The organism is Streptomyces albiflavescens (assembly GCF_014645835.1).
GTDB classification, from domain to species: domain Bacteria; phylum Actinomycetota; class Actinomycetes; order Streptomycetales; family Streptomycetaceae; genus Streptomyces; species Streptomyces albiflavescens.
The window spans coordinates 198,810-222,503 of sequence record NZ_BMMM01000011.1 but is presented as its reverse complement, the minus strand read 5'-3'; the positions used below and the strand labels follow the sequence as shown (position 1 = coordinate 222,503).

Genomic DNA, 23,694 nt, shown 5'->3' with positions numbered 1-23,694 from the left:
GCCGTCCGATGACCTGGCATGGGGGGAGCCGAGTCGGGCAGTTCGGGACAGCCGGCCGTGGCCGGAGTACTGGGGCGGGGCCGCTCACGCGGTCCGTTCAGACCGCCTCGGCGGTCTCCGGCAGGTCGATGGCGAGCTGGTCGGTGAGATCGATGACCTCGGCGAGGTCCCCGAAGTCGCGGGCCGCCGTGTCGACCGTCTTTCGGATACGAGTGTTGACACGCTCCGAGCGCACCTTCTTGGCGACCGCCATCGCCTCCTTGGCCAGCACCGCGCTCCGCTCGGGCTCGCGCTGCAGGAGGTGCACGGTGGCCAGGCCGATGAGGTTGAGTGCGTACGAACGCTGGTGCTCCTGGTCCGTGCCGAAGCGGTCGACGGCCTGCTGCATCAGGGGCTCGGCCATGGACGCGTACGTGGGGCTGCGCCCGGCGACATAGGCGAGGTCACGGTAGGAGTGCGAGTTCTCGCCGTACAGCTCGGCCTTCGAGAAGAAGCGGATCCAGTCGGGGTCCGGGTCGTCCCACTCATGGACGTCGGCGAAGGTGTCCTCGGCCATCCGGACGGCCCGCTTGCACTTTCCGGGCTGGCCCATGTTCGCGTAGGCGCGGGCCTCCATCGCATACAGCATCGACTGGGTGCGCGGGCTCGCGCAGTCACGGCTTCCGTACTGCGCGAGATGGATGAGTTCGAGGGCGTCGTCGGGCCGGCCGAGGTGGATCATCTGGCGGCTCATGCTGGAGAGGATGTACGAGCCGAGCGGCTTGTCGCCCGCCTCCTTCGCGGCGTGCAGGGCGAGCACGAAGTACTTCTGCGCGGTCGGCTGGAGCCCCACGTCGTAGCTCATCCAGCCCGCCAGCTCGGCCAGCTCCGCGGCGACCTTGAACAGGCGTTTGTTGGTCGCGGCGGGCTGGGGCTCCTGCAGTAGGTCCGTCACCTCGTGCAGCTGGCCGACAACCGCCTTGCGGCGCAGGCCGCCGCCGCACTGGGCGTCCCACTGCCGGAACATGACGGTGGTGGACTCCAGGAGGTCCAGCTCGGGCTTGGAGAGCCGGCCACCGCGGCGGGTCGAGGCCGGGGGCTCGAACTCCTCGTGCGGCGGTGTGGGCGTGGGCACGAGCCAGCGCTGCATGGGCTCGATGAGCGCCGGGCCGGCGGAGAGCGCCAGCGAGCTGCCGAGGAAGCCGCGGCGCGCCAGCATCAGGTCGCTGCGCGAGTACTCGCCGATCAGCGCCACGGTCTGCGGGCCGGTCCAGGGCAGGTCGACTCCGGACACGGACGGTGACTGGTGGGCGGCGCGCAGACCGAGATCCTCGACGGCGACGACACAGCCGAAGCGCTCGGAGAACAGCTCGGACAGGATGCGCGGGATCGGCTCCCGCGGGTTCTCCCCGTCCAGCCAGCGGCGCACCCGCGAGGTGTCCGTGGAGATGTGATTGGCCCCCAACTGGCGGGCCCTGCGGTTCACTTGACGTGCGAGCTCGCCCTTCGACCAGCCGCTACGCACGAACCACGAGCCGAGCAGCTCATTGGGGCGCTTGTCAGCGTTCGTCCCGCTTCCGCCGTTGCCGCCCACTGGAACGCCCCCATCCCTGAGACCACTTGCACGCTGCGTGCGCCCAAGCCCTATCAGAATGCCGGTAAATACGGCCGCGCGTCCGGCAGTTCTCACCCTTCGAACGGGAAGCCGACTTGCCCTTGGCATACCCACGAGTGCATACGTCCCCAGGACTCGTGCACTCAAAGTAATCCTACGATCACCCGTCCAGCCATGGCGATCCCGGAAACGCCACCATTCGCCACCCCTTCGAATGAACTCTGGGTCGCCAGTGCGCGATTCACTTGACATAGGACGACTGAAAGTGGGCGGAGCGGTGTGCGCTGGGGCGCACGGCGCCGAGCACACCACCCGGGGCACCACAAAGCGCCGCCTGGACCGCGCGGCACGGGGAAGTTGCGAACAGAGGGTTACGTTCCGCTTCCCTGACGTAACCACCGGTGCGTCGAACCCGTTGGAGGGGGCATGGGCTTCACGATCGGCAGCAGTCGGGGGATGCGCGAAATCCGGCCCGGCTCGCGGCGCCGCGGCCGCTCGTCGGAGTGCACCGCCGTGGCCGAGTTCACCGGGCTGTGGGGCTGGGACGTGGTTCCTGGCGCCCGGGCCGCCGCCGGGGCGTGCTCGTGCGGCAAGGCCGACTGCCCCGCACCGGGCGCGCATCCGCTGGACTTCGCGCCGACCATCCCGGTCGGCGCCACCCTCGACGAGGCGACCGAGGCCTGGGCCGAGTTCCCGGGGGCCGCGGTGATGCTGCCGGTCGGCGGCGCCTTCGACGTGATCGAGGTCGCCGAACCCGCCGGGCGCCGCGCGCTCGCCCGCCTCGAACGCATGGGGCTCCCGCTCGGACCGGTCACGGCCACCCCGGACGGCCGCGCCCACTTCTTCGTCGCCCCCGGCGCGGCTGCCGAACTCCCCGAGCTGCTCTACCGGATGGGCTGGGACGACGCTTCCCTCGACCTGCACGGTCTGGGCCCCGGCACATATGTCACAGCCCCGCCCTCCGACCGAGGCGGCCTCGGCCCGGTCCGGTGGCTGCGCTCCCCCGCCCTGGACTCGGCGACGAAGCCACCGCAGGCACGGCTGCTGCTCGGCACGTTGGCGTACGTGGCGCATCGGTCGCGCGTGTAGCTCCCGGCAGACAGGTCGCGCGCCCGATGCCCGCCGGGCGACAACAGCGAAGGGCCCCGCCTCATCTGCACCATGCGGCGGGGCCCTTCTTCTTCGCGTAAGCCGGGATTACTCGCCAATGAGCGCGTCCACGAAGGCCTCCGGCTCGAACGGCGCCAAGTCGTCGGCGCCCTCGCCCAGACCCACCAGCTTGACCGGCACGCCCAGCTCGCGCTGCACCGCGATGACGATGCCGCCCTTGGCGGTGCCGTCCAGCTTGGTCAGCACGATGCCGGTGATGTCGACGACCTCGGCGAAGACGCGGGCCTGCACGAGACCGTTCTGCCCGGTCGTGGCGTCGAGCACCAGCAGCACCTCGTCCAGCGGCGCGTGCTTCTCGACGACGCGCTTGACCTTGCCGAGCTCGTCCATGAGGCCGGTCTTGGTGTGGAGCCGGCCCGCGGTGTCGATGAGCACGACGTCGTAGCCCATCTCCTTGCCTTCCTTGACCGCGTCGAAGGCGACGGAAGCGGGGTCGCCGCCGTCGGGCCCACGCACGGTGAAGGCGCCGACCCGGTCACCCCAGGTCTGCAGCTGCTCGGTGGCGGCGGCACGGAAGGTGTCGGCGGCACCCAGGACGACGGTGCGGCCGTCGGCCACCAGGACACGGGCGAGCTTGCCTGTGGTGGTGGTCTTGCCGGTGCCGTTGACGCCGACGACCATCACGATGCCGGGCTTGCTGGCCTCGGGCTCGGTCTTGACGGTGCGGTCGAAGTCGGTGCCGAGCAGATTGAGCAGCTCCTCGCGCAGCAGGCCGCGCAGCTCGTCCGGAGTACGCGTGCCGAGCACCTTGACGCGCTCGCGCAGCCGCTCGACCAGCTCCTGGGTGGGCTGCACTCCGACGTCGGCGGTGAGCAGCGTGTCCTCGATCTCCTCCCAGGTGTCCTCGTCGAGGTGCTCGCGCGAGAGCAGCGTGAGCAGCCCCTTGCCGAGCGCGTTCTGCGAACGGGAGAGACGGGCGCGCAGACGTACGAGACGTCCGGCGGTCGGCTCCGGGATCTCGATCGCGGGAGCTTCGACAAGGGACGGGGGTTCCTCGACGGCGACCGGCGCGCCCGCCGAGCCCTCGGGAAGATCCACCTCCTCGATCGTGCGGCGCGGTTCTTCGCGCGGCGTCTCGGCCTCGTCGCCGACGTGCGGTTCGGCCGGAGGGGCGGTGATGTCGGGGGCGGCGGGGGGCGGCGGGGGCAGCTGCTTCCGCTTGCGGCTGCCGACGATGAGCCCGCCGAGCGCGCCGATCACCACCAGGGCGATGACTACAACAAGGATGACGGTTTCCATAACGTCCCCCAGTATCGGCCATCCCTTCCGCGGGAGGCGGATTCCCTGCTCCGGACGAGATTCCGTAGTTTCCTCCGAAGGGCATAGGTCACAAGTGGACATACGCCGCAAGAAGGAGGCACTCATTGCAAAGTATGATGATTCGCCATGAGCACCACCGTGCCCTCCGATGGCGCCCTTGAGACTCCTGCCCTCGAAACCCGAGGCATAGAGCCCGTCCCCCACTCCGAACGCACCGCGAGAACCCGCGACCTGTTCCCCACCTGGGTTGCCGCCAACATCAGCGTCCTGCTGCTGACCATGGGCGCGACCCTGGCCGCCACATACGGACTCAACTTCTGGCAGGCCCTGGTCGTCGGCGTCGCGGCGCCGATCGTGTCGTACGGCCTGGTCGGACTGATCGGCATCGCGGGCAGACGTGGCGGCGCTCCCGGCATGGCCCTCTCACGCGCGGTCTTCGGTCAGCGCGGGAATCTCCTGCCCGGTTCGCTGATCTGGATCGCCCGCTGGGGCTGGGAGACGATCAACGCGGTGACCGGCGCCTACGCGCTGCTCACCGTCCTCGACATTCTCTTCGGCATCAAGAGCAACACGTTCCTGATCATCGTGACGCTGCTGCTCTTCGTCATCACGACGTTCGCGATCTCGGGCCTCGGCATCAACGCCGTCCAGAAATGCAACAAGTGGGCGACGTACCTCTTCGGCGGCTTCTCGGTGCTCGTCCTCGGCTATCTGATCGTGGACACGGACTGGAGCAAGGTCTTCGGACAGGCGGCGGGCCAGACGTCCCTGATGATCACGGGCGTCGGCCTCATCGCCGCGGGCGGCATCAGCTGGGTGCCCTCCTCCCCCGACTTCACGCGCTATCTGCCGCCTACGGCGTCGTCCGCGGCGATCGTGCGCAACTCCGTCGGCGGCGCCGGCATCGTCGTCCTGCCCTTGGTCCTGATGGGCGCCGTCATGGCGGTCTCCACGCCGGATCTGGCCTCGGCCGCCGATCCGGTCTCCTTCCTCGGCGCGATCCTGCCGCTGTGGATCGTGGTGCCGTATCTGCTGATCGCCCTCGTCGGCATGCTGCTGATCAACGCGATGTCGATGTACTCGGCGGGATTCACCGCGCAGACGCTCGGCTTCAAGGTGCCGCGGCACTGGGCGGTCTCGGTCAACGCCGTGATCTCGCTGGTCTTCGGCGGCATCCTGATGCTGGTCGCGACCAGCTTCATGGGCTCGTTCATCGCGTTCCTGTCACTGCTGGCCATCGCCTTCTCGGCATGGGTGGGCGTGTTCGGAGCGGACATGCTGCGCCGCAAGGAGTACGACGCCGGGGCCCTGCTCGACACCACGCGAACCAGCGCGTACTGGTACCGGGGCGGCTTCAGTCCCGCCGCGGTCGCCGCGTGGGCGGTGGGCCTGGGGAGCGGACTGCTGTTCACGGCGTCCGACTGGTTCACGGGCCCGCTGGCCTCGAACAACCCCATCGGCGAGTACGGCCTCGGCTGGGTGGCGACGATCGTGGTCTCCTTCCTCCTGTACGTCGTCCTGCCGAAGCCCGCGGTGGTCGCGCCCGAGGCCGAGCCCGTCAAAGAGCCCGCCGCTATGGCTGTCTGACGCACCGTCAGCTACTGTCCCCCTTCACACCCGAAGGGGGACTCCCCATGCCCGTAACCGTCGTACGCTTCAACCTCGTTGACCCCGACGCCGCACCCGCGTCGCTCAGTGCCCGCTACAAGGCGGCGGTCGAGATGGCCGCGTACGCCGACGACCGCGGGATCACCACCGTGCAGACCGAGGAACACCACGGCGTCGCCAACAACTGGCTGCCCTCGCCGTTCGCGTTCGCCGGCGCGGTCTTCGGCGCGACCCGGCACATCGCGGTCACCGTCTCCGCAATCATCGGTCCGCTGCACGACCCGCTGCGCCTCGCCGAGGACATCGCCGTACTCGATCTGCTCAGCGGCGGACGGCTCGTCACGGTGGCCGGTATCGGCTACCGGCCCGAGGAGTACGCCCTCTTCGACGTCGACTGGAAGCGGCGCGGCGCACTCCAGGACGAGCTGCTGGAGACGGTACTGAAGGCGTGGACCGGGGAGGAGTTCGCGTACCGGGGCCGTACGGTTCGGGTCACTCCTCGCCCCTTCTCGGATCCGCACCCCCTGCTGCTGGTCGGCGGTTCGTCCAAGGCCGCGGCCCGGCGGGCCGCCCGGCTCGGGCTGCCGTTCTTCCCCAGCGCCCACCTTCCCGAGCTGGAGGCGTACTACAAGGAGCGGCTCATCGAGTACGGCACCGAGGGCTGGACCATGATGCCCGCCGCCGAGACCCCGCTGCTGCACATCGCCGAGGACCCGGACCGGGCATGGGCCGAGTACGGCGGGCACTTCCTGCACGAGGCGCGGACGTACGCCTCCTGGCAGTCCGGCGACATCCGCTCGGCCGTGAAATCGGCGGCCACGACGGTCGACGAGCTGCGTGCCGAGGGCGTCTACCGGATCCTCACGCCCGACGCCTGCGTGGAACAGGGCCTGGACAACTTCGTGCTGCATCCGCTGTCCGGCGGGATGCCGATCGACGAGGGCTGGCGCAGTCTGCACCTGTTCTGCGAAAACGTACTGCCCCGGCTCAAGGACCTCTGAGGAATCGAGGGCGGAGCCGGGGCGGTACGTCTCTTACGAGTACGAGGAGAGGGGCAGCGGGGACTTGGCCCTTCTCCCCGAGCTTCGGGGAGCCTTTCTCAGGAGGCTCAGCCCATCTCCTCCAGGGCCTTGCCCTTCGTCTCCTTCACGAACTTGAGCACGAAGGGGATGGAGAGCGCGGCGAAGATCGTGTAGATCACGTAGGTCGCGGAGAGGTTCCAGTCGGCCAGCGACGGGAAGCTCGCGGTGATGGCCCAGTTGGCGATCCACTGTGCGGAGGCGGCGACGCCGAGCGCGGCGGCGCGGATCCGGTTCGGGAACATCTCGCCGAGGAAGACCCAGACCACGACACCCCAGGAGAGGGCGAAGAAGAGGACGAAGACGTGTGCGGCGATCAGGGCGGTCCAGCCCTGGGCGGCCGGCAGCTTGCCGTCGACGAGGTCGAAGGAGAAGGCCCAGGCCTCGAGTCCGAGGCCGATGACCATGCCCACGGAACCGATGAGCGCGAGCGGCTTACGGCCGATCCGGTCGACGAAGATCATGGCGATCACGGTGCCGACGATGTTGATGATCGACGTCGTGAACGAGTAGAAGAAGGAGTCGGCCGGGTCGACGCCGACCGACTGCCACAGCGTCGAGGAGTAGTAGAACGCGACGTTGATGCCGACGAACTGCTGGAAGACCGAGAGGCCGATGCCGACCCAGACGATCGGCTTGAAGAAGAAGGTGCCGCCCAGCAGGTCCTTGAAGGTCGACTTGTGCTCGCTCTTCATGGCGTGCTCGATCTCCAGCACACGGGCGCCCAGGTCGACGTCCTTGCCCTCGACCTCCTGCAGCACCTCACGGGCGCGGGCGTCGCGACCGACGGAGATCAGGAAGCGCGGCGACTCGGGGATCGCGAAGGAGAGCAGACCGTAGAGGACGGCCGGGACGACCATGACGCCGAGCATGACCTGCCAGGCCTCGACGCCGAGAAGCTCGCCGCGCTGGTCGCCGCCGGCGGCGTTCAGGATGCCCCAGTTGACCAGCTGCGAGATGGCGATGCCGATGACGATCGCGGCCTGCTGGAAGGAGCCGAGACGTCCGCGGTACGCGGCCGGGGCGACCTCGGCGATGTAGGCGGGGCCGATGACGGAGGCCATACCGATGGCGAAACCGCCGATGATGCGCCAGAAGGCGAGGTCCCACAGCGCGAACGGCAGCGCGGAACCGACGGCGCTGACCGTGAACAGGACGGCGGAGATCTGCATGCAGCGGATGCGGCCGATGCGGTCGGCTATGCGGCCCGCGGTCGCGGCGCCGATGGCACAGCCGATCAGCGCGATGGCGATGACCTCTGCAAGCGCCGCGGAGCCGATGTCGTAGCGGCTTCGGATGGCCTCGACGGCGCCGTTGATCACAGCACTGTCGTAGCCGAACAGGAAGCCGCCCATAGCGGCCGCCGCCGCGATGAAGATGACGTGCCCGAGATGTTCGGGGTGAGCCGTCCTGGCTCCTGATGGGGGTGCCTGCGAAGTGCTGGTCACGTGAAACTCCTCGGGCCACCGGCCTCGCTGCCGGGGGGTGGGGGCAAGCCCTCCAGGGATGGTTCCGGTGGCGCACAACGTCGCACCGCCCACCCCCTGAAGGTAAAAGCAACGTTGCAGAGACTATGCCTTCAAGTTTCGAAGTCAACAGTTCTCTTCCTGTGAATTTTGGGCACAGGAGCCTGAGGGTTGCGTTCAACACTTGAACTTACAGGGAAGCCCAGGTCATGACCCGTGCGGCCTACACGTATCTAGCGGAGCCGCTGGCTGATGACCTTCGACACACCGTCGCCCTGCATGGAGACGCCGTACAGCGCGTCGGCGACCTCCATGGTGCGCTTCTGGTGCGTGATCACGATCAGCTGTGAGGCCTCCTGCAGCTCCTGCATGATGCGGATCAGCCGCTGCAGGTTGGTGTCGTCGAGCGCCGCCTCGACCTCGTCCATCACGTAGAACGGACTGGGCCGCGCCTTGAAGATCGACACGAGCATCGCGACGGCGGTCAGCGACCGCTCACCGCCGGAGAGCAGGGACAGCCGCTTGACCTTCTTGCCCGGGGGCCGCGCCTCGACGTCCACCCCTGTGGTGAGCATGTTGTCGGGGTCGGTCAGGATCAGCCGTCCCTCCCCTCCCGGGAACAGCCGGCTGAAGACCCCCTCGAACTCCCGGGCCGTGTCCCGGTACGCCTCGGTGAAGACCTGTTCGACGCGCTCGTCGACCTCCTTCACCACCTGAAGCAGATCGGCACGCGTCTTCTTGAGGTCCTCGAGCTGCTCGCTGAGGAACTTGTGGCGTTCCTCCAGCGCGGCGAACTCCTCCAGAGCGAGCGGGTTGACCTTGCCCAGCTGCTGGTACGCCCGTTCGGCCGACTTGAGCCGCCGCTCCTGCTCGGCACGGTGGAACCGCCGGGGCTGGTTGCGCGGATGCTCCGGGTCCTCGGGCAGTTCCTCGCCCTCGGCGGGGAGCGAGGGCGGCACGAGCTGGTCGGGACCGTAGTCCGCGACCAGTCCCGCCGGTTCGACACCGAGCTCCTCCAGCGCCTTCGACTCCAGCTGCTCTATGCGCAGCCGCTTCTCGGCGCCGAGTACCTCGCCGCGGTGAACCGAATCCGTGAGCTTGTCGAGCTCCGCCTTGAGGTCGCGGCCCTCGTTGCGGGCGACGCCGAGCGCCCGCTCCCTGTACGTCTTGGCGTTCTCCGCGGCGGTCCGCTCCTCCTCGGCCCTGGTGAGCGAGACCTCCACGTGCGCGAGCAGCTGGCGCGCGCCGGAGGCGACGGCCTCGGCGACCGCCGCCTCGTGCCGCAGCCGGGCCCGCCGCTGTTCGGCACGCGCGCGTGCCTCGCGTTCGGCGCGCGCGGCCCGGTCGAGTCCGTCGGCCCGCCCGGCGAGCCCCTTGACCCGCTCCTCGTGCGTACGCACCTGGAGCCGCGCCTCCATCTCGGTCTGCCGCGCGTTGGCTCCGTCGGCGGCGAGCCGGTCGCGCACGGAGGTGTCGGGCTCCTCCTCGACAGGCATCTCCTCGGCCACGGCAAGTCGTTCGGCCAGCTCCTCGGCCTCCTCCACGGCCCGGTCGAGCGCCTCCTGCGCCCGTGCGGCGGCGGCCGTACTCCGCTCGGCCTCCCCGGCAGCTCCCCGCGCCTGTCCGGCCAGCCGCCCGAGCTGCTGCGCCACGGACGACTTCTCCCGCTCGGCGGCCCGCCGACGCTCGCCCAACTCCTCGACGAGCGCTGCCCGTTCTCTCCTCTGCTCGGTGGCGAGGTGCTGGGACTCGGTCAACTCCTCGCAGCGGACGCCGAGTTCTTCGAGCTCGGCCGCCGCCTCGTCGACCGATGCCTGCACTTCGAGCAGGCTGGGCGCCCCGGCGGAGCCGCCGTGCGCGAAGTGCGCCCCGAGCAGGTCGCCCTCCGCGGTGACGGCGGTGAGTTCGGGCCGCGCGTAGACGAGATCCTCGGCGTCCTCGAGGGTGCCCACGACAACGATCCCCCGCAGCAGTCGCCGTACGGCGGGCATGAGTTCGGCGGGGCCCCGGACGAGATCGGCGGCGTACGGGGGCCCGTCGGTCCGGTGATCGGGACGGGACACGCCATCGGGGGTGCCGTACGCATCGTCGCGCCGCTCCGTATCACGCGCGACACCCGGCGCCCGGTGCTCATTGGTCTCGGCCCTGGGCCCCGCACCGCTCCCGGCCCCGTGATGTACGTCATCGGTGACGCCGTGGGCCGCCGGCGGGACCGCGGGCCGCGCTGCCGCGGAAGCGTGCGAACCGTCTGCGGCATGCCCTGCCAGGCCGGCCGCCGCCTGCCCTGCCCCAGGAGAGCCCGGTTCCGCCGGAACGTCCCTGCGTACGCTCCCGGCCGGGCCGGAGCCGTCGCGCCACGCCGCGCCCGTTCCGGGCTCCTCCGGTGCGCCCGCCAGCAGCAACGCCGCCCGCCCGGCGTCCTGCTTGCGCAGCAGGCGGATGGCCTCCGCGGCGGAGGCGGGGGTGGTGACCGCGATCGCGTCCGCAGCCGCGCCGAAGGCCGCTGCCAGAGGAACTTCGAAGCCGGGGGTCACCGACAGCAGCTCGGCCGCGGGCCCGAGCAGGCCCATCAGACGGTCCTTCGCCCCGAGCAGTACTCCCGTGCCGTCCTTGCGGCGCAGCCCGAGGGCGAGGGCCTCGTGGCGGGCCTGGGTGGCGGCGCGCCTGCGCTCCGCCGCCGTGGCCGCCTCGCGAGCCGCCGTCAGCGCGGCCTCCGCCTCAACGAGGGCCCGCTTGGCCGCCTCGTGCCGCTCCGTCAGCTCCGCGTCGCCCGCGTCGAGGCCGTCGACCTCGGCCTTCAGCTGCTCGTACTCCTCCTGGGCCGCGACCGCGCGCTCCTGGGCCTCGTCGCGGGCGGAGGCGAGCCGGTCGATCTCGGCCTGCGCGGAGGCGGCGCGTGAACGGGCGGCGTTGACTTGGCCGTTGAGTCGGGCTAGGCCCTCGCGGCGGTCGGCGATGGCACGAGCCACGTCCTTGAGGCGGCGCTCCTCGACCGCGAGCTCGCGCTCCAGTTCGGCGCGGTGCGCGACGGTGTCCTCCAGGGCACGCTCGGCCGCCTCCAGAGCCGCTTCGAGCTCGGCCTCCTGCTCGCGGATCCGCGCGGCCTCGCGCTCCATGTCCTCGGGGTCACGGCCGCGCCGCTCCTCGGCGGGCACCGACGTGGCACTCTTCACGCGCGCGTCGGCCAGCGAGATCGTGCCGCGCACCCGCTCGGCGAGTTGCGAGAGTTCGTACCAGGTCTGCTGGGCGCGCTGGAGGCGCGGCGTGAGCTGCCGTACCTCGTCCTCCAGGAGAGCCTCGCGCTGGAGCGCCTTCTTCAGTTCCGCCTCGGCGGCTTCCTTGCGTTCCTTGAGCGCGGCCTCGTCGGCGATCTCGGTCTGCAGCGCCTGGCGGAGTCGTACGAGATCGTCGGCCAGCAGGCGCAGGCGCGCGTCCCGGAGGTCGGCCTGAATGACGGCGGCGCGGCGGGCGACGGCCGCCTGGCGGCCGAGCGGCTTCAACTGCCGCCGCAGTTCGTCCGTCAGGTCCTGCACGCGCGCGAGGTTCGCCTGCATCGCGTCCAGCTTCCGCAGCGCCTTCTCCTTGCGCTTGCGGTGCTTGAGGACGCCCGCCGCCTCCTCGATGAAGGCGCGGCGGCCCATCGGGTCGGCGTGCAGGACGGAGTCGAGCTGGCCCTGGCCGACGATGACGTGCATCTCGCGCCCGATGCCGGAGTCGGACAACAGCTCCTGAATGTCCAGCAATCGGCAGGTGTCACCGTTGATCTGGTACTCGCTGCCGCCGTTGCGGAACATGATCCGCGTGATGGTGACCTCGGCGTACTCGATGGGCAGCGCCCCGTCGGAGTTGTCGATGGTCAGCGACACCTCCGCGCGGCCGAGCGGTGGACGGCCGGTGGTGCCGGCGAAGATGACGTCCTCCATCTTGCCGCCGCGCAGCGACTTGGCCCCCTGCTCGCCCATGACCCAGCTCAGGGCGTCCACGACATTGGACTTGCCCGAACCGTTGGGCCCCACGACACAGGTGATACCCGGCTCGAACCGCAGCGTGGTCGCCGAGGCGAACGATTTGAACCCGCGCAGGGTCAGGGCCTTGAGGTGCACGCCGCCGGACTCTACCTTTCGTGCCGGTCTCACTCCATGAACGCGCGGTTTCACCCATGAACGTGCAGGGCACACCAGACGTTAAAGACAGTGGAACTATGCGCGGGGGAAAGAAAGAAGGGACGCCGCAGGGCGTCCCTTGCAAATCTGACAACTTAGCGGTTGATAGGGGCTGCCCAACCACTGCTGTCGTAGTGCGGTGCAGTGATCAGGTGAGCGCAGGCTCCGCCTGGGGTACGTCGATGCTCTCGAGAAGCGAATCGTGAGAAGCGGCAGCCGCGAGCGCGTCGTTCTCGGCCTGGATCCGTACGAGCTCGGATTCGAGGTCCTGTACGCGCTGCTGGAGCCGTCGCATCTCGGCAATGAGTCGCGGGTCGGAACCGCCGACGTAACCGAGAAGCGCCTTTGCCATGATGGATGGTCCTCCACACTGAGTGACCGACCGAAGCGGTGTGGGTCGTGAGGGAATCGCACCCGCGATGCTTGACACTGCTGATGTCCTGCTGCCGTTCCACATGCCAAACAGCTAAGGTGCGCGGGGCTTTCAGCGTCTCACCAAAAAGTTTGACGGTCAACACGATCACGCCCCGTATTGGCGGGCAACCCGCTGTCGCGCGGCCCTTGAACGGCTGCGCTGCGACTCCTGCGGGGCCCTCAGGGCGTGGAGATCATCCTTAACTGCGGAGCCTGCCACGACAAGCCGTTCTTGGCAACCACCAGGTCATTTCTGCTTCTGGCAGGTGCCGGTGGCATGCCATACCGCTTCCTCCTGGGCCGTTGCACCGGTCACCGTCAGCGGATCGCGAAGTCGTCATAGGTCCCCCGGGGCGTGTCCCAGATCTCAGTGACTCCGTCTACCCGCCCGGGCGTGTCGTCGCCCTGGAGCCAGTCGAGCAGACTCTGGCATCCGTCCCGGGAGCCCTCCGCGACCACCTGGACCCGTCCGTCGTCCAAATTGAGAGCAAAACCACGCAGCCCGCCGATCTCCAGCGCCTTGGCGCGCGTGAACCAGCGGAAACCCACGCCCTGGACCCTGCCGCGCACCCAGACGACCACCCGTGCAACCTCGTTCATGGGTGCACGCTAACCGGACAATGTCTCTCGGAGCACTTCCTCCCCTCGCGGCATGCGGTACCGTCCCGACCCAATGAGTCTCATGTGAAACTCACTCTTTCGAGTGAGGTTCGACTGAGGACCGCTGACCGCAAGACGAGGAAGGCCCAGGAGATGGGACGCCACCGACGCTCCGCCGCCGGCCGCGCCGCCACTGGCCGCGCCACCGGGGTCACGGAAACCAACGGGACGCACACGGAAAGCTACGGTCCGGAGAATCTGTACGGCTACGCCGCAGTCGCCGACCTCCCGCACACCGCCGCTGCCCGCTCGCACCGCAAGAGGAAGGCCGCGACCCCCGTCCGCACGGGTCTGCTCGGCGTCTCGGCGGCCGTGGCGCTGGGCACCGTCGCCGTCGCGACCGGTGTACTGCCCGGCAGCGACAACTACTCGCTCGGCGGCGGCAGCAACAACTCCGACAACGTGCAGGCCGCGAGCTCCCCGTCCAGTCTGGAGACCCAGCAGGGGGGCACGTCCGGCAGCGCCGACTCCCGCGAGGGCACATCGACGAGCCGTGACGCGGACCGCTCCGCTTCGCCCTCGGGCTCGGCCGCTCCCGCGACGTCGTCCGTCGCTCCGACGACGACGCCTTCGAAGAAGCCCACCGCCAAGCCCAGCAAGACGAAGACCCCGAAGCCCGCGAAGCCCACCAAGCACGCCACGAAGGCGCCGAGGACCAACGCCCCGGTGACGGTCTCCGCCGAGGCCGCGGCCGAGGCCCAGGTGCTCAAGCTCGTCAATGAGGAGCGGGCCAAGGTGGGCTGCAGCGCGGTGTCGGCGAACAGCGCCCTCACCGACCTGGCCCAGACCTTCAGCGAGGACATGGCCGCCCGCGACTTCTTCGACCACACCGACCCGGGCGGGCTCAGCCCCTGGGACCGGGCGGCCAAGGCCGGGATAACCAGCCTGGGCGGCGAGAACATAGCCCGCGGCCAGGCCACCGCCGCGGCGGTGATGGAGGCCTGGATGAACAGCCCCGGCCACCGCGCCAACATCCTCAACTGCGACTTCAAGACCCTCGGCGTCGGAGCCCACTTCGGCTCGGGCGGCCCGTGGTGGACGCAGGACTTCGGCTACTGAGATAACCGCAGGTCAGAGGCTCAAGAGCCTTCCTGGGCCGTCTCGGGGCCGTCACCCGCACCATCGTCGTCCTTGAACACCATCGTCGTCCTTGAACACGCGATCAACGGCGGCCCGGATACGGGGCTCGACGCGCCGGAAGCTTACGGGGCCGTGATCACTCGCGCCGAAGCAGCGCCACCCCAAAGCCGATCCACCGACCTCAGCTGTCAGTGGCAGTCGAAGCGCCAGTCCCATGGGAGGCCGGGGCACTGGCGACAATGGAAGAAGTAGACGCCACCGCAGTCGCCCAACTGAATGTCGCCGGTGATGGTCAGAAGGTGCTCCATGCGGTGTCCGCTCTCGCAGTTCGGCCAGTCGGCAGGCTGCGTCCAGGCGGGCCAGCCGCCGACCTTCGTCCCGATGACGTTGGAGTCGGGTGGCCACATGGAACCGCCCGTCGGCAACCGGAGACGAGGTTCCCAGGTCTCCCAGATGTCCTTGGGCAGATCGAGCCACCTCGGATAGTCCTCCGCGGTCATCGGGGACAACGTGGACGGTTCCGGCATGTGGTCCTCGTCGTACTCCCCCTCGCTCACCCCGGGGATCTCGGACAGCAGCCCTCCAGCCACGACCTCCGCCTCGCTGCGCCAGTACAGCTGCGGCATCACCGGCCCGGAATCCTGCTCATGTATCAGCGCGCACCAGACCAGCTGCAGCAGATCCTTCCCCTCCGGGAACTCCAGCCCCGGCACATCCCGGGCGAACAGCTGGAGAATCGGCACCATCGGCACCGCCCCCGGGACAATCTCGGTGCGGTTGCGCCAGTCGGACCCGAACGTCCAGTGGCCTTCCTGCGCGCAGTACGGCCACGGCTCGTCCGCGGGCCACAGCAACTCGCCCCCCAGCGAACTCTCCCGCGCGCCGGGGTCGCCGGGCTCCGGGTTGAGGAGGGTGGCTTCCCGGGCAAGGCCCGCGTACTCAGGTATCAGGGTGCGCAGGTCCTTCGCGGGCAACTCGGGTGTGCCTCCGGGCATCATGGCTCCTCGCACGTACAAAGATCGACGGGACGGTGCGGGCACGTTAGTACTTGCCACTGACAACCCCGTGCAGCAACGGCCGCCGCCTCATCACACCCCCCTTACTTCTTGCCGCACGGGACTCAGTTCTCGCCGCACGGGCCTCGCAGCATCACCACGGTGCTCTGGGCCGTCTGCAGGGCGTGAAAGGGAGCTCCCGTAGACCGACGCTGACAAGCGTCGACGGTCCGATCACAGGTCAGCACACGGGAGGATTGCAAAGCCCGAGGTCGACGCGACCGCTGGTCACTTCTTCGGCTACTGGGATAACCACAGGTCAGGGCAATTTCCGCGCCGGACCGCCCCAGGGCCGTCATCCGCGGGCTCAGCGTCCTCGAAGACTCGATCAACGAGGCTCGGGATCAGCCCCTCGTTCCGGTCAGCACGGCATGGGCAATGCCGGTGAGGTTGCCCTGCAGGACGAGGATCTCCCTCCGGTTCGATCCCTCGAGATCGGCCGCGTAGACGTTCCCGGCCAGGTCGGTCACGTACATGCGGCCGGTGTCCGGATCGAGGGCGATGCCGATGCCTTCCATCAGGTGGGTCAGCAGGATCTCGGGCGTCCGCTGCCCGCCCGAGGGGTCCATCGGCGAGCGGTTCACGCTGTTGCCCTGCGGCGGGTCCCCGCGATCCGTCCAGTACAGCATGCGCTCCACGAGGTCGAGTTCCAGGTCGATCGGCTCCGGCAGCCCCTCGAACAGCACCTCGATGTCGCCGCGTCCGGTTGCTGTCTCCCCGGCAGGCAGGCTGATTCCGGCCCGCAGGAGCTTCCCGAGTCCCGCGTCGCTCGGGCCCTTCTGTGTCCAGTAAAGGTGTCCGCCGACCGGGTCGACGGCGACTCCCACGCACCACCTGGTCTCGTCGCGGCGGTCGTCCTCTCCCTGGCCCGTCTGCACGAGGGTCTCGACGTTCGAGCCGTCGAGGTCGCAGCGCATCACACGCATACCTTCGCGATCACCCCAGTACAGCTTGCGGCCGACGGCCTCGAAGTGGAGCTGCTTCGGCGTGTGCGTGACGCCGCTGGGGACGATCGTCGTCCGGTTGCCTCCGTCCAGGTCCACGCGCTCGATCGAGCCGTCGTTCTCCGGCGGAACACCCATGTTCGTCCAGTAGATGTGCCCGGCCTCCGCGTCGACGGCGACCCCGTCGGGGATCCTGCACCCGGTGACGAGGACCTTCTTGTCGGAGCCGTCGGGATTCACGGAGAACAGGCGACCGCCGCTGCTGGCCTCGAGCACGAACAGTCTCTCCTGCCGCTGCGTCACGGTTCCTCCTTCGTCTCGGGACCGGTCGCGGCGCTCGGCGGGCCGGACGGGTCGTGCCGGGCGCGCACGGCCAGCAGGGCCGAGAGCATCGCGTCGCGCCGGGCGGCCAGATCGTTCACCGAGTGACTGCCCGCCTCCTCCAGGACGCCGTTGACGATCTGCTCCTTGAGCTCGGGCGTGAACCTCGGGGTGCCCAGTTCCTCCCAGGACGCCACCATCCGCGGCATGAGCGTGTCCATGAAGTGCTGGATGCCGCCCTCTCCTCCGCCGAGGTGCCACAGCAGATGGGGGCCCATGACGCCCCAGCGCAGCCCCGGCCCCCAGGACACCGCGTCGTCGGAGTCCGCCACGTCGAGCACCCCCTCCTGGACCAGGTACACGACCTCGCGGTACAGCGCGGCCTGGATCCGGTTGGCGACGTGCCCGGGAAGCTCTTTCTTGAGGTGAATCGGCTTCTTGCCGATCGCGGCGTAGAACGACATGACGTCCCGGATCGTCTCCGGAGCGGTCCTCGTCCCGCCGACGACCTCGACCAGCGGGACGACGTGCGGGGGGTTGAAGGGATGACCGATGACGGTCCGCTCCGGGCGCCGGCACTCGGCCTGGATGGCGCTCATCGTGATGCCCGACGAACTCGACGCGATGATCGCGTCCGGCGGTGTGGCGTCGTCGATGTCGGCGAACAGCTTGACCTTGAGCTCCGGGCGCTCAGGTGCGTTCTCCTGGACGAAATCGGCGTCCGCGACGGCCCGAGGCAGGTCCGCGGTAAAGCTCAGGCGATCGGGCGAGGCTCCGGGCGCGAGCCCGATCGAGGCAGCCGCGTCCCATGCCGCCTCCACGTACGACCGCAGGGCCGTCTCCGCGGTCGGGGAGGGGTCGGTCGCCGTCACGTCGAAGCCCCGGGCGAGATAGTGCGTCGCCCAGCTCGCACCGATCGTGCCGGTGCCGACGATCGCCACACGGTGGACGGGTGTGTGCGTATTCATGGCTGGTCAGCACTCCTGAAAGTCGGACACGGGCGGGGGGCAACGAAAACGGCCGGCATGGCCGGTATCAGCGGCCGTGCCAGACGGGGGCGCGCTTCTCGGCGAACGCCCGCGCGCCTTCCCCCGCGTCCTCGCTGGAGAACAGCCCGCTCGTGATCTCGTCCTGGCGTGTGAAGGCGTCACGCTCGTTCAGGCCCTGCGTCTCACGCAGGACTTCCTTGACGGCCGCCAGCGCCAGCGGTGCGTTCCGCGCGACGCGCTCCGCCAGCTCCTGGGCCCCGTCCAGCGCGGCACCCGGTGGGGTCAGCTCATTGACGAGCCCGTACTCCTTGCCTTCGGCGGCGGTCAGCGGCTCGCCCGTGAGCAGTACGCGCGCGGCGACGTGGTACGGAAGGCGGCGCGGCAGCCTGACCAGTCCGCCCGCCGCCGCCACGAGACCGCGCGTGACCTCGGGAAGCCCGAACCGGGCGTCTTCCGCGGCGACGATCAGGTCGCAGGCGAGCACCATCTCGAAGCCGCCGCCGAGGGCCCAGCCCTCGACCGCGGCGATCAACGGCTTGCGCACCGCCGTGTCGGTGAGCCCACCGAATCCCCGGCCGGGGATCACCGGCAGCTCGCCCTTGGCGAATGCCTTCAGGTCCATGCCGGCGCTGAACACCCCGCCCGCGCCCGTGAGTACGCCGACGGACAGCTCCGGGTCCGCGTCGAGCAGATCCACGGCCGCGGCGAGTTGTACCGCAGCCTCGTGGTCGACAGCGTTCTTCTGGGCCGGGCGGTTAATGGTGATGGTCAGCACGCTGCCGCGGCGCTCGTGGAGCACCATGCCGGACGCTTCGGACGCCGTGCTCATCGCGGCGCCTCCGCTTCCGTCGCGCCGGGGATCGCTCCCTTGGCGCGCAGCTCGGCGATCTCGGTGAGGCCGAATCCCAGCTCGGCGAGGATCTCGTCGTTGTGCTCGCCCAGATCGGGTGCTCGCTTCGCCGGCACCTTCGGCACCCCTCGGAGGTTGACCGGGCTGCTGATGGTTTCTTCCAGCCCGCTGACTCCTTCCAGCGGCACCACGATGTCGTTCGCGCGCAGCTGCGGATCCCGCGCGGCCTCCTCCGGCGTCTGAATGAGGCTGTAGGTGACGCGTTCCCGGGCCAGGGCGTCCTTCCAGTGGGCGAAAGGCTGCGAGCGGAACTCGGCGTCGAGCAGCTCGCTCAGCGCGGCGGAGTTCTTGACGAAGCCCTCGACGTCCGCGAAACGGGGATCCTCGAGCAGTTCGGGGTGCCCGATGGCCCGCGTCAGTCCCGGCCAGTGCGCGGGCGAGGCGACCAGCATGAACCACTCGTCGTCCGCGGTCCGGTAGGGGTTGATCAGCGGGTTCGCCGGAGCGTTGCGGTCGTGCAGCTCGAACGGCGTGCCGCCGGCGAGCGCGCCGGCCACGAGCGTCCCCGTGGCCCAGACGCCCGCGGCGAGCAGCGACGTCCCGACACTGGCTCCTTGTCCCGTGCGCTCACGGCGATAGAGGGCGGTCACGATCGCCGCGTAGATGGCGATCGCCGACATGTAGTCGCCGCTGCCCCATACCGGCACCGTCGGCGGGGCTCCCACGTCCCGGGTGGAGGCCAGCAGCCCACTGCGCGACCAGGCGGCGGTGAGGTCGAAGCCCGGCTGCCCGGCGTCGGGGCCGGTGTCCCCGAAGCCGGTGATGTCGGCGTAGACGACCCGCGGGTTCCAGGCCGCGACCTCGTCGTAGCCGAGGTGCAGCTTCTCGCGCGTGCCGTGCGGGAAGTTGGTGATCACCACGTCAGCCCACTCGACGAGGCGCTTGAGGACCTCGGTGGCCGCCGGTGACTTCAGGTCGATCACCATGCCGCGCTTGTTGCGGTTGGCGAGGTGCCAGCTGTAGTTGGCCTGCGCCCGGGGGCTGGGCGGCACGGAGCTCAGCCGCCGCTGGGGGTCTCCCTGTCCCGGCGGCTCGATCTTGATGACGTCCGCTCCGAAGTCGGAGAGCACGGTGGCTGCGGCCGGTGCGGCGATGAAGCTCGACGCGTCGAGGACCTTGAGGCCGGTGAAGACGGATTCGGTGGTCATCTTCGTCACCTCACGAAGGCGCTCAGGCCGTCGGTGACAGCGCGTCCGACGATGAGGGTCTGGATCTCGCGCGTGCCCTCGTACGAGTAGATGGCCTCGGCGTCGGCGACGAACCGGCCGACCTTGTAATCGAGGAGAATGCCGTTGCCGGCCAGCAGTTCCCGTGCCCACCCCACGTTCTCGCGCATCCGCGCGGTGCAGTAGCTCTTCGCCAGGGCGGACTGTTCGTCTCGGAATACCCCGGCGTCCTGCAACTGGGCCAAGCGCGTCATCATCCCGCACGAGGCCGTGGCGTTGCCGAGCATCTTCACGAGCAGGTCCTGCACGAGCTGGAAGCCCCCGATCGGGCGCCCGAACTGTTCCCGCTCCTTCGCATACTGCAGTGCGATCTCGTAGGCGGCGAACATCACGCCCACCGCCTGCCACGCCACGCCGCTGCGTGTCTGGCGAAGGATCTTGGCCGTGTCCTTGAACGAGTTCGCGTTCTGCAGCCGGTTGGCCTCCGGAACGCGGCAGCCGTCGAGCACGATGTCGGCGTTCTGCACGATCCGCAGCGCCATCTTGTTCTCGATCTTCGTCGCGGTGAACCCGGGGGTGTCCTTCTCCACGACGAAGCCCAGCACATGACGGGTCTCGACATCGCGGGCCCAGATGACGACCAGGTCGGCGAACGTCGCGTTGCCGATCCACCGCTTCGCGCCGTCAAGGATCCATGCGTCGCCGTCGCGGCGCGCGGTCGTCTGCAGACCGCCGGCCACGTCGGAGCCGCCGTGCGGCTCGGTCAACCCGAAGGCGCCGATCTTCTCGAAGCGGCTCATCGCCGGCAGCCACCGCCGCTTCTGTTCGTCGGAGCCGCAGGCGAGGATGGTGCCCATGGCCAGACCCGTGTGCACGCCGGTGAACGTGGCCACGGACGCGTCGACGTGCGCCAACTCCAGCGCGAGGAAGCCCGCGAGAAGGTTGCTCGGCCTGGATTCCGGGGAGTCCGGGTCGGCCCAGTCCATAAGACCGAGCTTCCCCATGCCCTCGACCAGCTGGAAGGGGAACTCGGCCCGGGCCCAGTAGTCGTCGACGATCGGTGCGACCTGCGTGCGGAGGAACTCACGGACGGACTCGAGCTGCTCCCGCTCCCTGTCCGACAGCAGTTCCTCGTAGGCGAAGAAGTCGGCGGGCAGCAGCCCTTTGTCCAGATAGGGACCAGACGGTGTCGGCAAGGTCGTTGCGCCGCTCATGGCAATCTCCCTCAAGAGCTGTGGGGCGTGGCTCGGAGATCCGCGCCCGTCAGCGGCTCTCCGCACCCGGCGTATCGGTTCCCCGGCGTGATTGAACGCAGACCCGGGGCCGGTCCCACGGACCCGCGCCGCGCAGGGGGTGCCGTGTCGCCGCAGACCACCCCAGTGGCCCTCGCCACCGGTGCGGGAGAGGTGAGGCGGGACTGTGAGGGCTGACAGCACGTCGTGTCAGGAGCGGTGATGGAGCAACCGGTGCCGGTGGACAGGAAGCAGGTATGCGAAGGCCGCGCCCACCTGGACATGGTGGGCGCGGCCTTCGCGCGGGCGTGCGAGCGCCGTACGCAAGCGTTTACGCAAACGCTCGCGCAAGCGATTGCGCAAACGCTTACGCACCATGCGCATCCATGGACACGTACGCGCCGTAAACGCTTACGCGGCCACTTCGGCCGCAGCCGCACGCCCCAGCGCGAACACCTGAGCCGCCTCCGTGATCCGACGCCCGAGGTGCTCGGCGGTGGCGAGGTCGGCCTTGTGCACGGCCTCGGGACCCTCGTCGACGTTGGTCTGGGCGGCGGCGCCGGCGAAGACGCCGAGGCGGTTGAGGTCGTGCTCGGAGGCGGAGCTGCTGTTCCAGCCGGGGTGCAGACCGAGGTTGATCCAGTTCATGCCGTGCTGTGCCGCCAGGACCTGGAAGAACTGCAGGGTGTGGAGCTTGTCGCCGCTCTTGGAGCCGGAGTTGGTGAAACCGGCGGCGAGCTTGTCCTTCCAGTCCTGCCCGAACCAGCGCTTCGAGGACGCCTCGGCGAAGACATGGAAGGCACCTGACGCGGTGCCCATGTAGGTCGGCGAGCCGAAGACGATCGCGTCGGAGGCATCGAGCAGCTCCCACTCCGCCTCGGTGATCTCGTCGACCTTGACCAGATGGACCTGGGCGCCGGCCTCGACGGCACCGGAGCGCACGGATTCGGCAAGGACGGCGGTGTGGCCGTAGCCGGAGTGGTAGGCGATGGAGACGACGGGGGTGCTCACGATGGGGACTCCTCTGATGGGGGTGGTGGCTAACGAAAGGAAAGCACTAACTTTTAGTTAGTGCAAGCTTCTGGTTAGCGCTGCGCCAGAGTATGGTGATCCCATGGAGCTCAGCGTGCGGACCGCCGAGAGCGGTGAATGTCAGGACCTCGCGTACAACGTGTTCGCAAGGAGCTGCCCCTCCCGGGGCACGCTGGAGCACGTCACCGGACGCTGGGGCGCGCTCACCCTCGGCGCGCTGCACGAGGGCTCTCTCCGCTTCAATGAGCTGCGCCGCCGTGTCGACGGTGTGAGCGAGAAGATGCTGTCGCAGACCCTGCACGCGCTGGAGCGCGACGGCCTCGTGCACCGTGACGCACAGCCGACGAACCCGCCCCGCGTGGACTACGAACTGACCCCGCTCGGGCGCGAGGTCGCCGAGCGTCTGATGACGCTCATCCAGTTCGTGGAAGGCCGCATGGACGACGTGCTCGAGGCGCGTGGGCGCTACGACGAGACGCGCGGCGCCCTCTGACACTTCGGGCAGAAGTAGCTGGAGCGGTTCATCCAGGCACGCCGCCGCATCAGCGTGCCGCACCGTCGGCAGGGCTCGCCCTCGCGCCCGTACGCGTCGAGCGAGCGGTCGAAGTAGCCCGACTCCCCGTTGACGTTGACGTACAGGCTGTCGAAGCTGGTGCCGCCGGCGGCCAGGGCGTCGTTCATGACGTCGCGGATGTGGCCGAGGAGTTCGGCGGTGCGCGGCCGGGTGAACGTGCCCGTGGGGCGTTCGTAGTGCAGCTTGGAACGCCAGAGCGCCTCGTCCGCGTAGATGTTGCCCACTCCGCTGATCAGCGACTGGTCGAGCAGGGCGCGCTTGATCGTGGTACGGCGCGCGCGCAGGGCCGCGTGGAACGCGGTGTCGTCGAAGAGGGGGTCGAGCGGGTCGCGGGCGATGTGCGCGATGACGTCCGGCAGGCCCTCCGGGGTGGTCTCGTGCAGGGAGAGCCCGCCGAAGGTGCGCTGGTCGACGAAGCGCAGCTCGGTGCCCTGGCCGTCCTCGAAGCGGATCCGGATGCGCAGATGCTTCTCGTCCGGGACGTCCTCCGGCTGCACCAGGAGCTGGCCGCTCATGCCGAGGTGCGCGAGCACGGAGTACGGGGAGTCGTCGAGGGGCAGCCACAGATACTTGCCACGTCGCATGGCCTCGCCCACGCGCTGCCCGGCGAGCGCCTTCGCGAAGCCCTCGGGCCCCGCCAGATGCCGCCGCACGGCCCGCGGATGCCGCACCTCGACCGTCTTCACGATCCGCCCGCTGACCCAGCGCTCCAGGCCCCGCCGCACGACTTCGACCTCGGGCAACTCGGGCACGGGACTCCTCCGGAGGGCACGGGACACAGGGCGATGCCCGCAGCGTACCTCGCGGTCAACAGGGGGCGGCCGGGCGGCCTTTGAAGGGGGGTGATGCCGTGGGTCTTGAGGGCGCGGGCCCCGGCTTGCTCTCCCTTGTCTTCAGGAGGTCGAGATGCCGCACGGTCTTCAGGAGGTCGAGAAGCCGCGGGCGGCGTCCGTTTCCCCCTGTCGATCAACGTGCGC

General features: G+C 69.4%; 19 protein-coding genes. 5 read left to right on the top strand and 14 right to left on the bottom strand.

Annotated elements, in window-relative coordinates; translation table 11 throughout:
- Positions 1–97: 97 nt before the first annotated feature.
- Positions 98–1,573 carry a transcriptional repressor NsdA gene (nsdA, locus tag IEY95_RS28285; protein ID WP_189188979.1) on the bottom strand — a complete coding sequence of 492 codons (1,476 nt, stop codon included), beginning with the start codon at positions 1,571–1,573 and terminating at the stop codon, positions 98–100.
- A 447-nt stretch (positions 1,574–2,020) separates the two neighbouring features.
- On the opposite strand from nsdA, the gene IEY95_RS28280 reads away from it, so the two are divergent.
- Positions 2,021–2,683, top strand: a complete 663-nt coding sequence (locus IEY95_RS28280; RefSeq protein ID WP_189188978.1) for a bifunctional DNA primase/polymerase — start codon at positions 2,021–2,023, stop codon at positions 2,681–2,683.
- Between the two features lie 108 nt (positions 2,684–2,791).
- Here the strand turns inward: IEY95_RS28280 and ftsY are convergent, their stop codons facing one another.
- Positions 2,792–4,003: a signal recognition particle-docking protein FtsY gene (gene ftsY / locus IEY95_RS28275; protein WP_189188977.1), complete on the bottom strand. Its 1,212-nt coding sequence runs from the start codon at positions 4,001–4,003 to the stop codon at positions 2,792–2,794.
- 147 nt (positions 4,004–4,150) lie between these two features.
- Here ftsY and IEY95_RS28270 point away from each other — a divergent pair, with 147 nt between their 5' ends.
- Positions 4,151–5,611 carry a cytosine permease gene (locus IEY95_RS28270; RefSeq protein ID WP_189188976.1) on the top strand — a complete coding sequence of 487 codons (1,461 nt, stop codon included), beginning with the start codon at positions 4,151–4,153 and terminating at the stop codon, positions 5,609–5,611.
- A 47-nt stretch (positions 5,612–5,658) separates the two neighbouring features.
- Positions 5,659–6,633 (top strand): LLM class flavin-dependent oxidoreductase, encoded by a 975-nt coding sequence (locus IEY95_RS28265; protein WP_189188975.1) that lies wholly within the window; start codon positions 5,659–5,661, stop codon positions 6,631–6,633.
- Positions 6,634–6,740: 107 nt separating this feature from the next.
- Here IEY95_RS28265 and IEY95_RS28260 read toward each other — a convergent pair whose 3' ends face one another.
- The 4 genes from IEY95_RS28260 to IEY95_RS28245 all read right to left on the bottom strand — a co-directional run bounded on the left by IEY95_RS28260 (position 6,741) and on the right by IEY95_RS28245 (position 13,354).
- Positions 6,741–8,159, bottom strand: a complete 1,419-nt coding sequence (locus IEY95_RS28260; RefSeq protein ID WP_189188974.1) for a sugar porter family MFS transporter — start codon at positions 8,157–8,159, stop codon at positions 6,741–6,743.
- Positions 8,160–8,410: 251 nt separating this feature from the next.
- The gene (locus IEY95_RS28255) at positions 8,411–12,280 is read right to left on the bottom strand and encodes an SMC hinge domain-related protein (protein ID WP_189188973.1); all 3,870 of its coding nucleotides are present in this window, start codon (positions 12,278–12,280) and stop codon (positions 8,411–8,413) included.
- Positions 12,281–12,488: 208 nt separating this feature from the next.
- Entirely contained in the window at positions 12,489–12,692 is a 204-nt protein-coding gene (locus IEY95_RS28250; protein ID WP_028802434.1) for a hypothetical protein, read from the bottom strand.
- Positions 12,693–13,072: 380 nt separating this feature from the next.
- Positions 13,073–13,354, bottom strand: a complete 282-nt coding sequence (locus IEY95_RS28245; RefSeq protein ID WP_189188972.1) for an acylphosphatase — start codon at positions 13,352–13,354, stop codon at positions 13,073–13,075.
- A 153-nt stretch (positions 13,355–13,507) separates the two neighbouring features.
- On the opposite strand from IEY95_RS28245, the gene IEY95_RS28240 reads away from it, so the two are divergent.
- Positions 13,508–14,473, top strand: coding sequence for a CAP domain-containing protein (locus IEY95_RS28240; RefSeq protein ID WP_189188971.1), 966 nt, complete (start codon positions 13,508–13,510; stop codon positions 14,471–14,473).
- Between the two features lie 209 nt (positions 14,474–14,682).
- On the opposite strand, the gene IEY95_RS28235 is transcribed toward IEY95_RS28240, so the two are convergent.
- From IEY95_RS28235 to IEY95_RS28205, 7 genes are all read right to left on the bottom strand, one after another.
- Entirely contained in the window at positions 14,683–15,492 is an 810-nt protein-coding gene (locus IEY95_RS28235; RefSeq protein ID WP_229703432.1) for a DUF1963 domain-containing protein, read from the bottom strand.
- A 401-nt stretch (positions 15,493–15,893) separates the two neighbouring features.
- Complete coding sequence (locus IEY95_RS28230; protein ID WP_189188969.1) at positions 15,894–16,796, bottom strand: SMP-30/gluconolactonase/LRE family protein; 903 nt, start codon at positions 16,794–16,796, stop codon at positions 15,894–15,896.
- Complete coding sequence (locus IEY95_RS28225; RefSeq protein ID WP_189188968.1) at positions 16,793–17,782, bottom strand: 3-hydroxyacyl-CoA dehydrogenase NAD-binding domain-containing protein; 990 nt, start codon at positions 17,780–17,782, stop codon at positions 16,793–16,795. The genes IEY95_RS28230 and IEY95_RS28225 overlap by 4 nt, the downstream gene beginning before the upstream one ends.
- Before the next feature lie 67 nt (positions 17,783–17,849).
- On the bottom strand, positions 17,850–18,632 hold the full coding sequence (locus tag IEY95_RS28220) for a crotonase/enoyl-CoA hydratase family protein (protein WP_189188967.1): 783 nt from the start codon (positions 18,630–18,632) through the stop codon (positions 17,850–17,852).
- Complete coding sequence (locus tag IEY95_RS28215) at positions 18,629–19,861, bottom strand: CaiB/BaiF CoA transferase family protein (protein WP_189188966.1); 1,233 nt, start codon at positions 19,859–19,861, stop codon at positions 18,629–18,631. The genes IEY95_RS28220 and IEY95_RS28215 overlap by 4 nt, the downstream gene beginning before the upstream one ends.
- Before the next feature lie 5 nt (positions 19,862–19,866).
- Positions 19,867–21,093 (bottom strand): acyl-CoA dehydrogenase family protein, encoded by a 1,227-nt coding sequence (locus IEY95_RS28210; RefSeq protein ID WP_189188965.1) that lies wholly within the window; start codon positions 21,091–21,093, stop codon positions 19,867–19,869.
- A gap of 429 nt (positions 21,094–21,522) precedes the next feature.
- On the bottom strand, positions 21,523–22,122 hold the full coding sequence (locus tag IEY95_RS28205) for a flavodoxin family protein (protein WP_189188964.1): 600 nt from the start codon (positions 22,120–22,122) through the stop codon (positions 21,523–21,525).
- A gap of 103 nt (positions 22,123–22,225) precedes the next feature.
- Between IEY95_RS28205 and IEY95_RS28200 the strand changes: the two genes are divergently transcribed.
- Positions 22,226–22,636 (top strand): winged helix-turn-helix transcriptional regulator, encoded by a 411-nt coding sequence (locus tag IEY95_RS28200; protein ID WP_189188963.1) that lies wholly within the window; start codon positions 22,226–22,228, stop codon positions 22,634–22,636.
- Here IEY95_RS28200 and mutM read toward each other — a convergent pair.
- Positions 22,609–23,469, bottom strand: a complete 861-nt coding sequence (gene mutM / locus IEY95_RS28195; protein WP_189188962.1) for a bifunctional DNA-formamidopyrimidine glycosylase/DNA-(apurinic or apyrimidinic site) lyase — start codon at positions 23,467–23,469, stop codon at positions 22,609–22,611. The genes IEY95_RS28200 and mutM overlap by 28 nt on opposite strands.
- Between the last annotated feature and the right edge of the window lie 225 nt (positions 23,470–23,694).

What these genes read in the sequence shown, in the direction of transcription:
- IEY95_RS28280 (WP_189188978.1), top strand. Translation starts at nt 2,021, where the DNA reads ATGGGCTTCACGATCGGCAGCAGTCGGGGGATGCGCGAAATCCGGCCC.
- ftsY (WP_189188977.1), bottom strand. Translation starts at nt 4,003, where the DNA reads ATGGAAACCGTCATCCTTGTTGTAGTCATCGCCCTGGTGGTGATCGGC.
- IEY95_RS28270 (WP_189188976.1), top strand. Translation starts at nt 4,151, where the DNA reads ATGAGCACCACCGTGCCCTCCGATGGCGCCCTTGAGACTCCTGCCCTC.
- IEY95_RS28265 (WP_189188975.1), top strand. Translation starts at nt 5,659, where the DNA reads ATGCCCGTAACCGTCGTACGCTTCAACCTCGTTGACCCCGACGCCGCA.
- IEY95_RS28250 (WP_028802434.1), bottom strand. Translation starts at nt 12,692, where the DNA reads ATGGCAAAGGCGCTTCTCGGTTACGTCGGCGGTTCCGACCCGCGACTC.
- IEY95_RS28245 (WP_189188972.1), bottom strand. Translation starts at nt 13,354, where the DNA reads ATGAACGAGGTTGCACGGGTGGTCGTCTGGGTGCGCGGCAGGGTCCAG.
- IEY95_RS28240 (WP_189188971.1), top strand. Translation starts at nt 13,508, where the DNA reads ATGGGACGCCACCGACGCTCCGCCGCCGGCCGCGCCGCCACTGGCCGC.
- IEY95_RS28235 (WP_229703432.1), bottom strand. Translation starts at nt 15,492, where the DNA reads ATGATGCCCGGAGGCACACCCGAGTTGCCCGCGAAGGACCTGCGCACC.
- IEY95_RS28225 (WP_189188968.1), bottom strand. Translation starts at nt 17,782, where the DNA reads ATGAATACGCACACACCCGTCCACCGTGTGGCGATCGTCGGCACCGGC.
- IEY95_RS28220 (WP_189188967.1), bottom strand. Translation starts at nt 18,632, where the DNA reads ATGAGCACGGCGTCCGAAGCGTCCGGCATGGTGCTCCACGAGCGCCGC.
- IEY95_RS28215 (WP_189188966.1), bottom strand. Translation starts at nt 19,861, where the DNA reads ATGACCACCGAATCCGTCTTCACCGGCCTCAAGGTCCTCGACGCGTCG.
- IEY95_RS28210 (WP_189188965.1), bottom strand. Translation starts at nt 21,093, where the DNA reads ATGAGCGGCGCAACGACCTTGCCGACACCGTCTGGTCCCTATCTGGAC.
- IEY95_RS28200 (WP_189188963.1), top strand. Translation starts at nt 22,226, where the DNA reads ATGGAGCTCAGCGTGCGGACCGCCGAGAGCGGTGAATGTCAGGACCTC.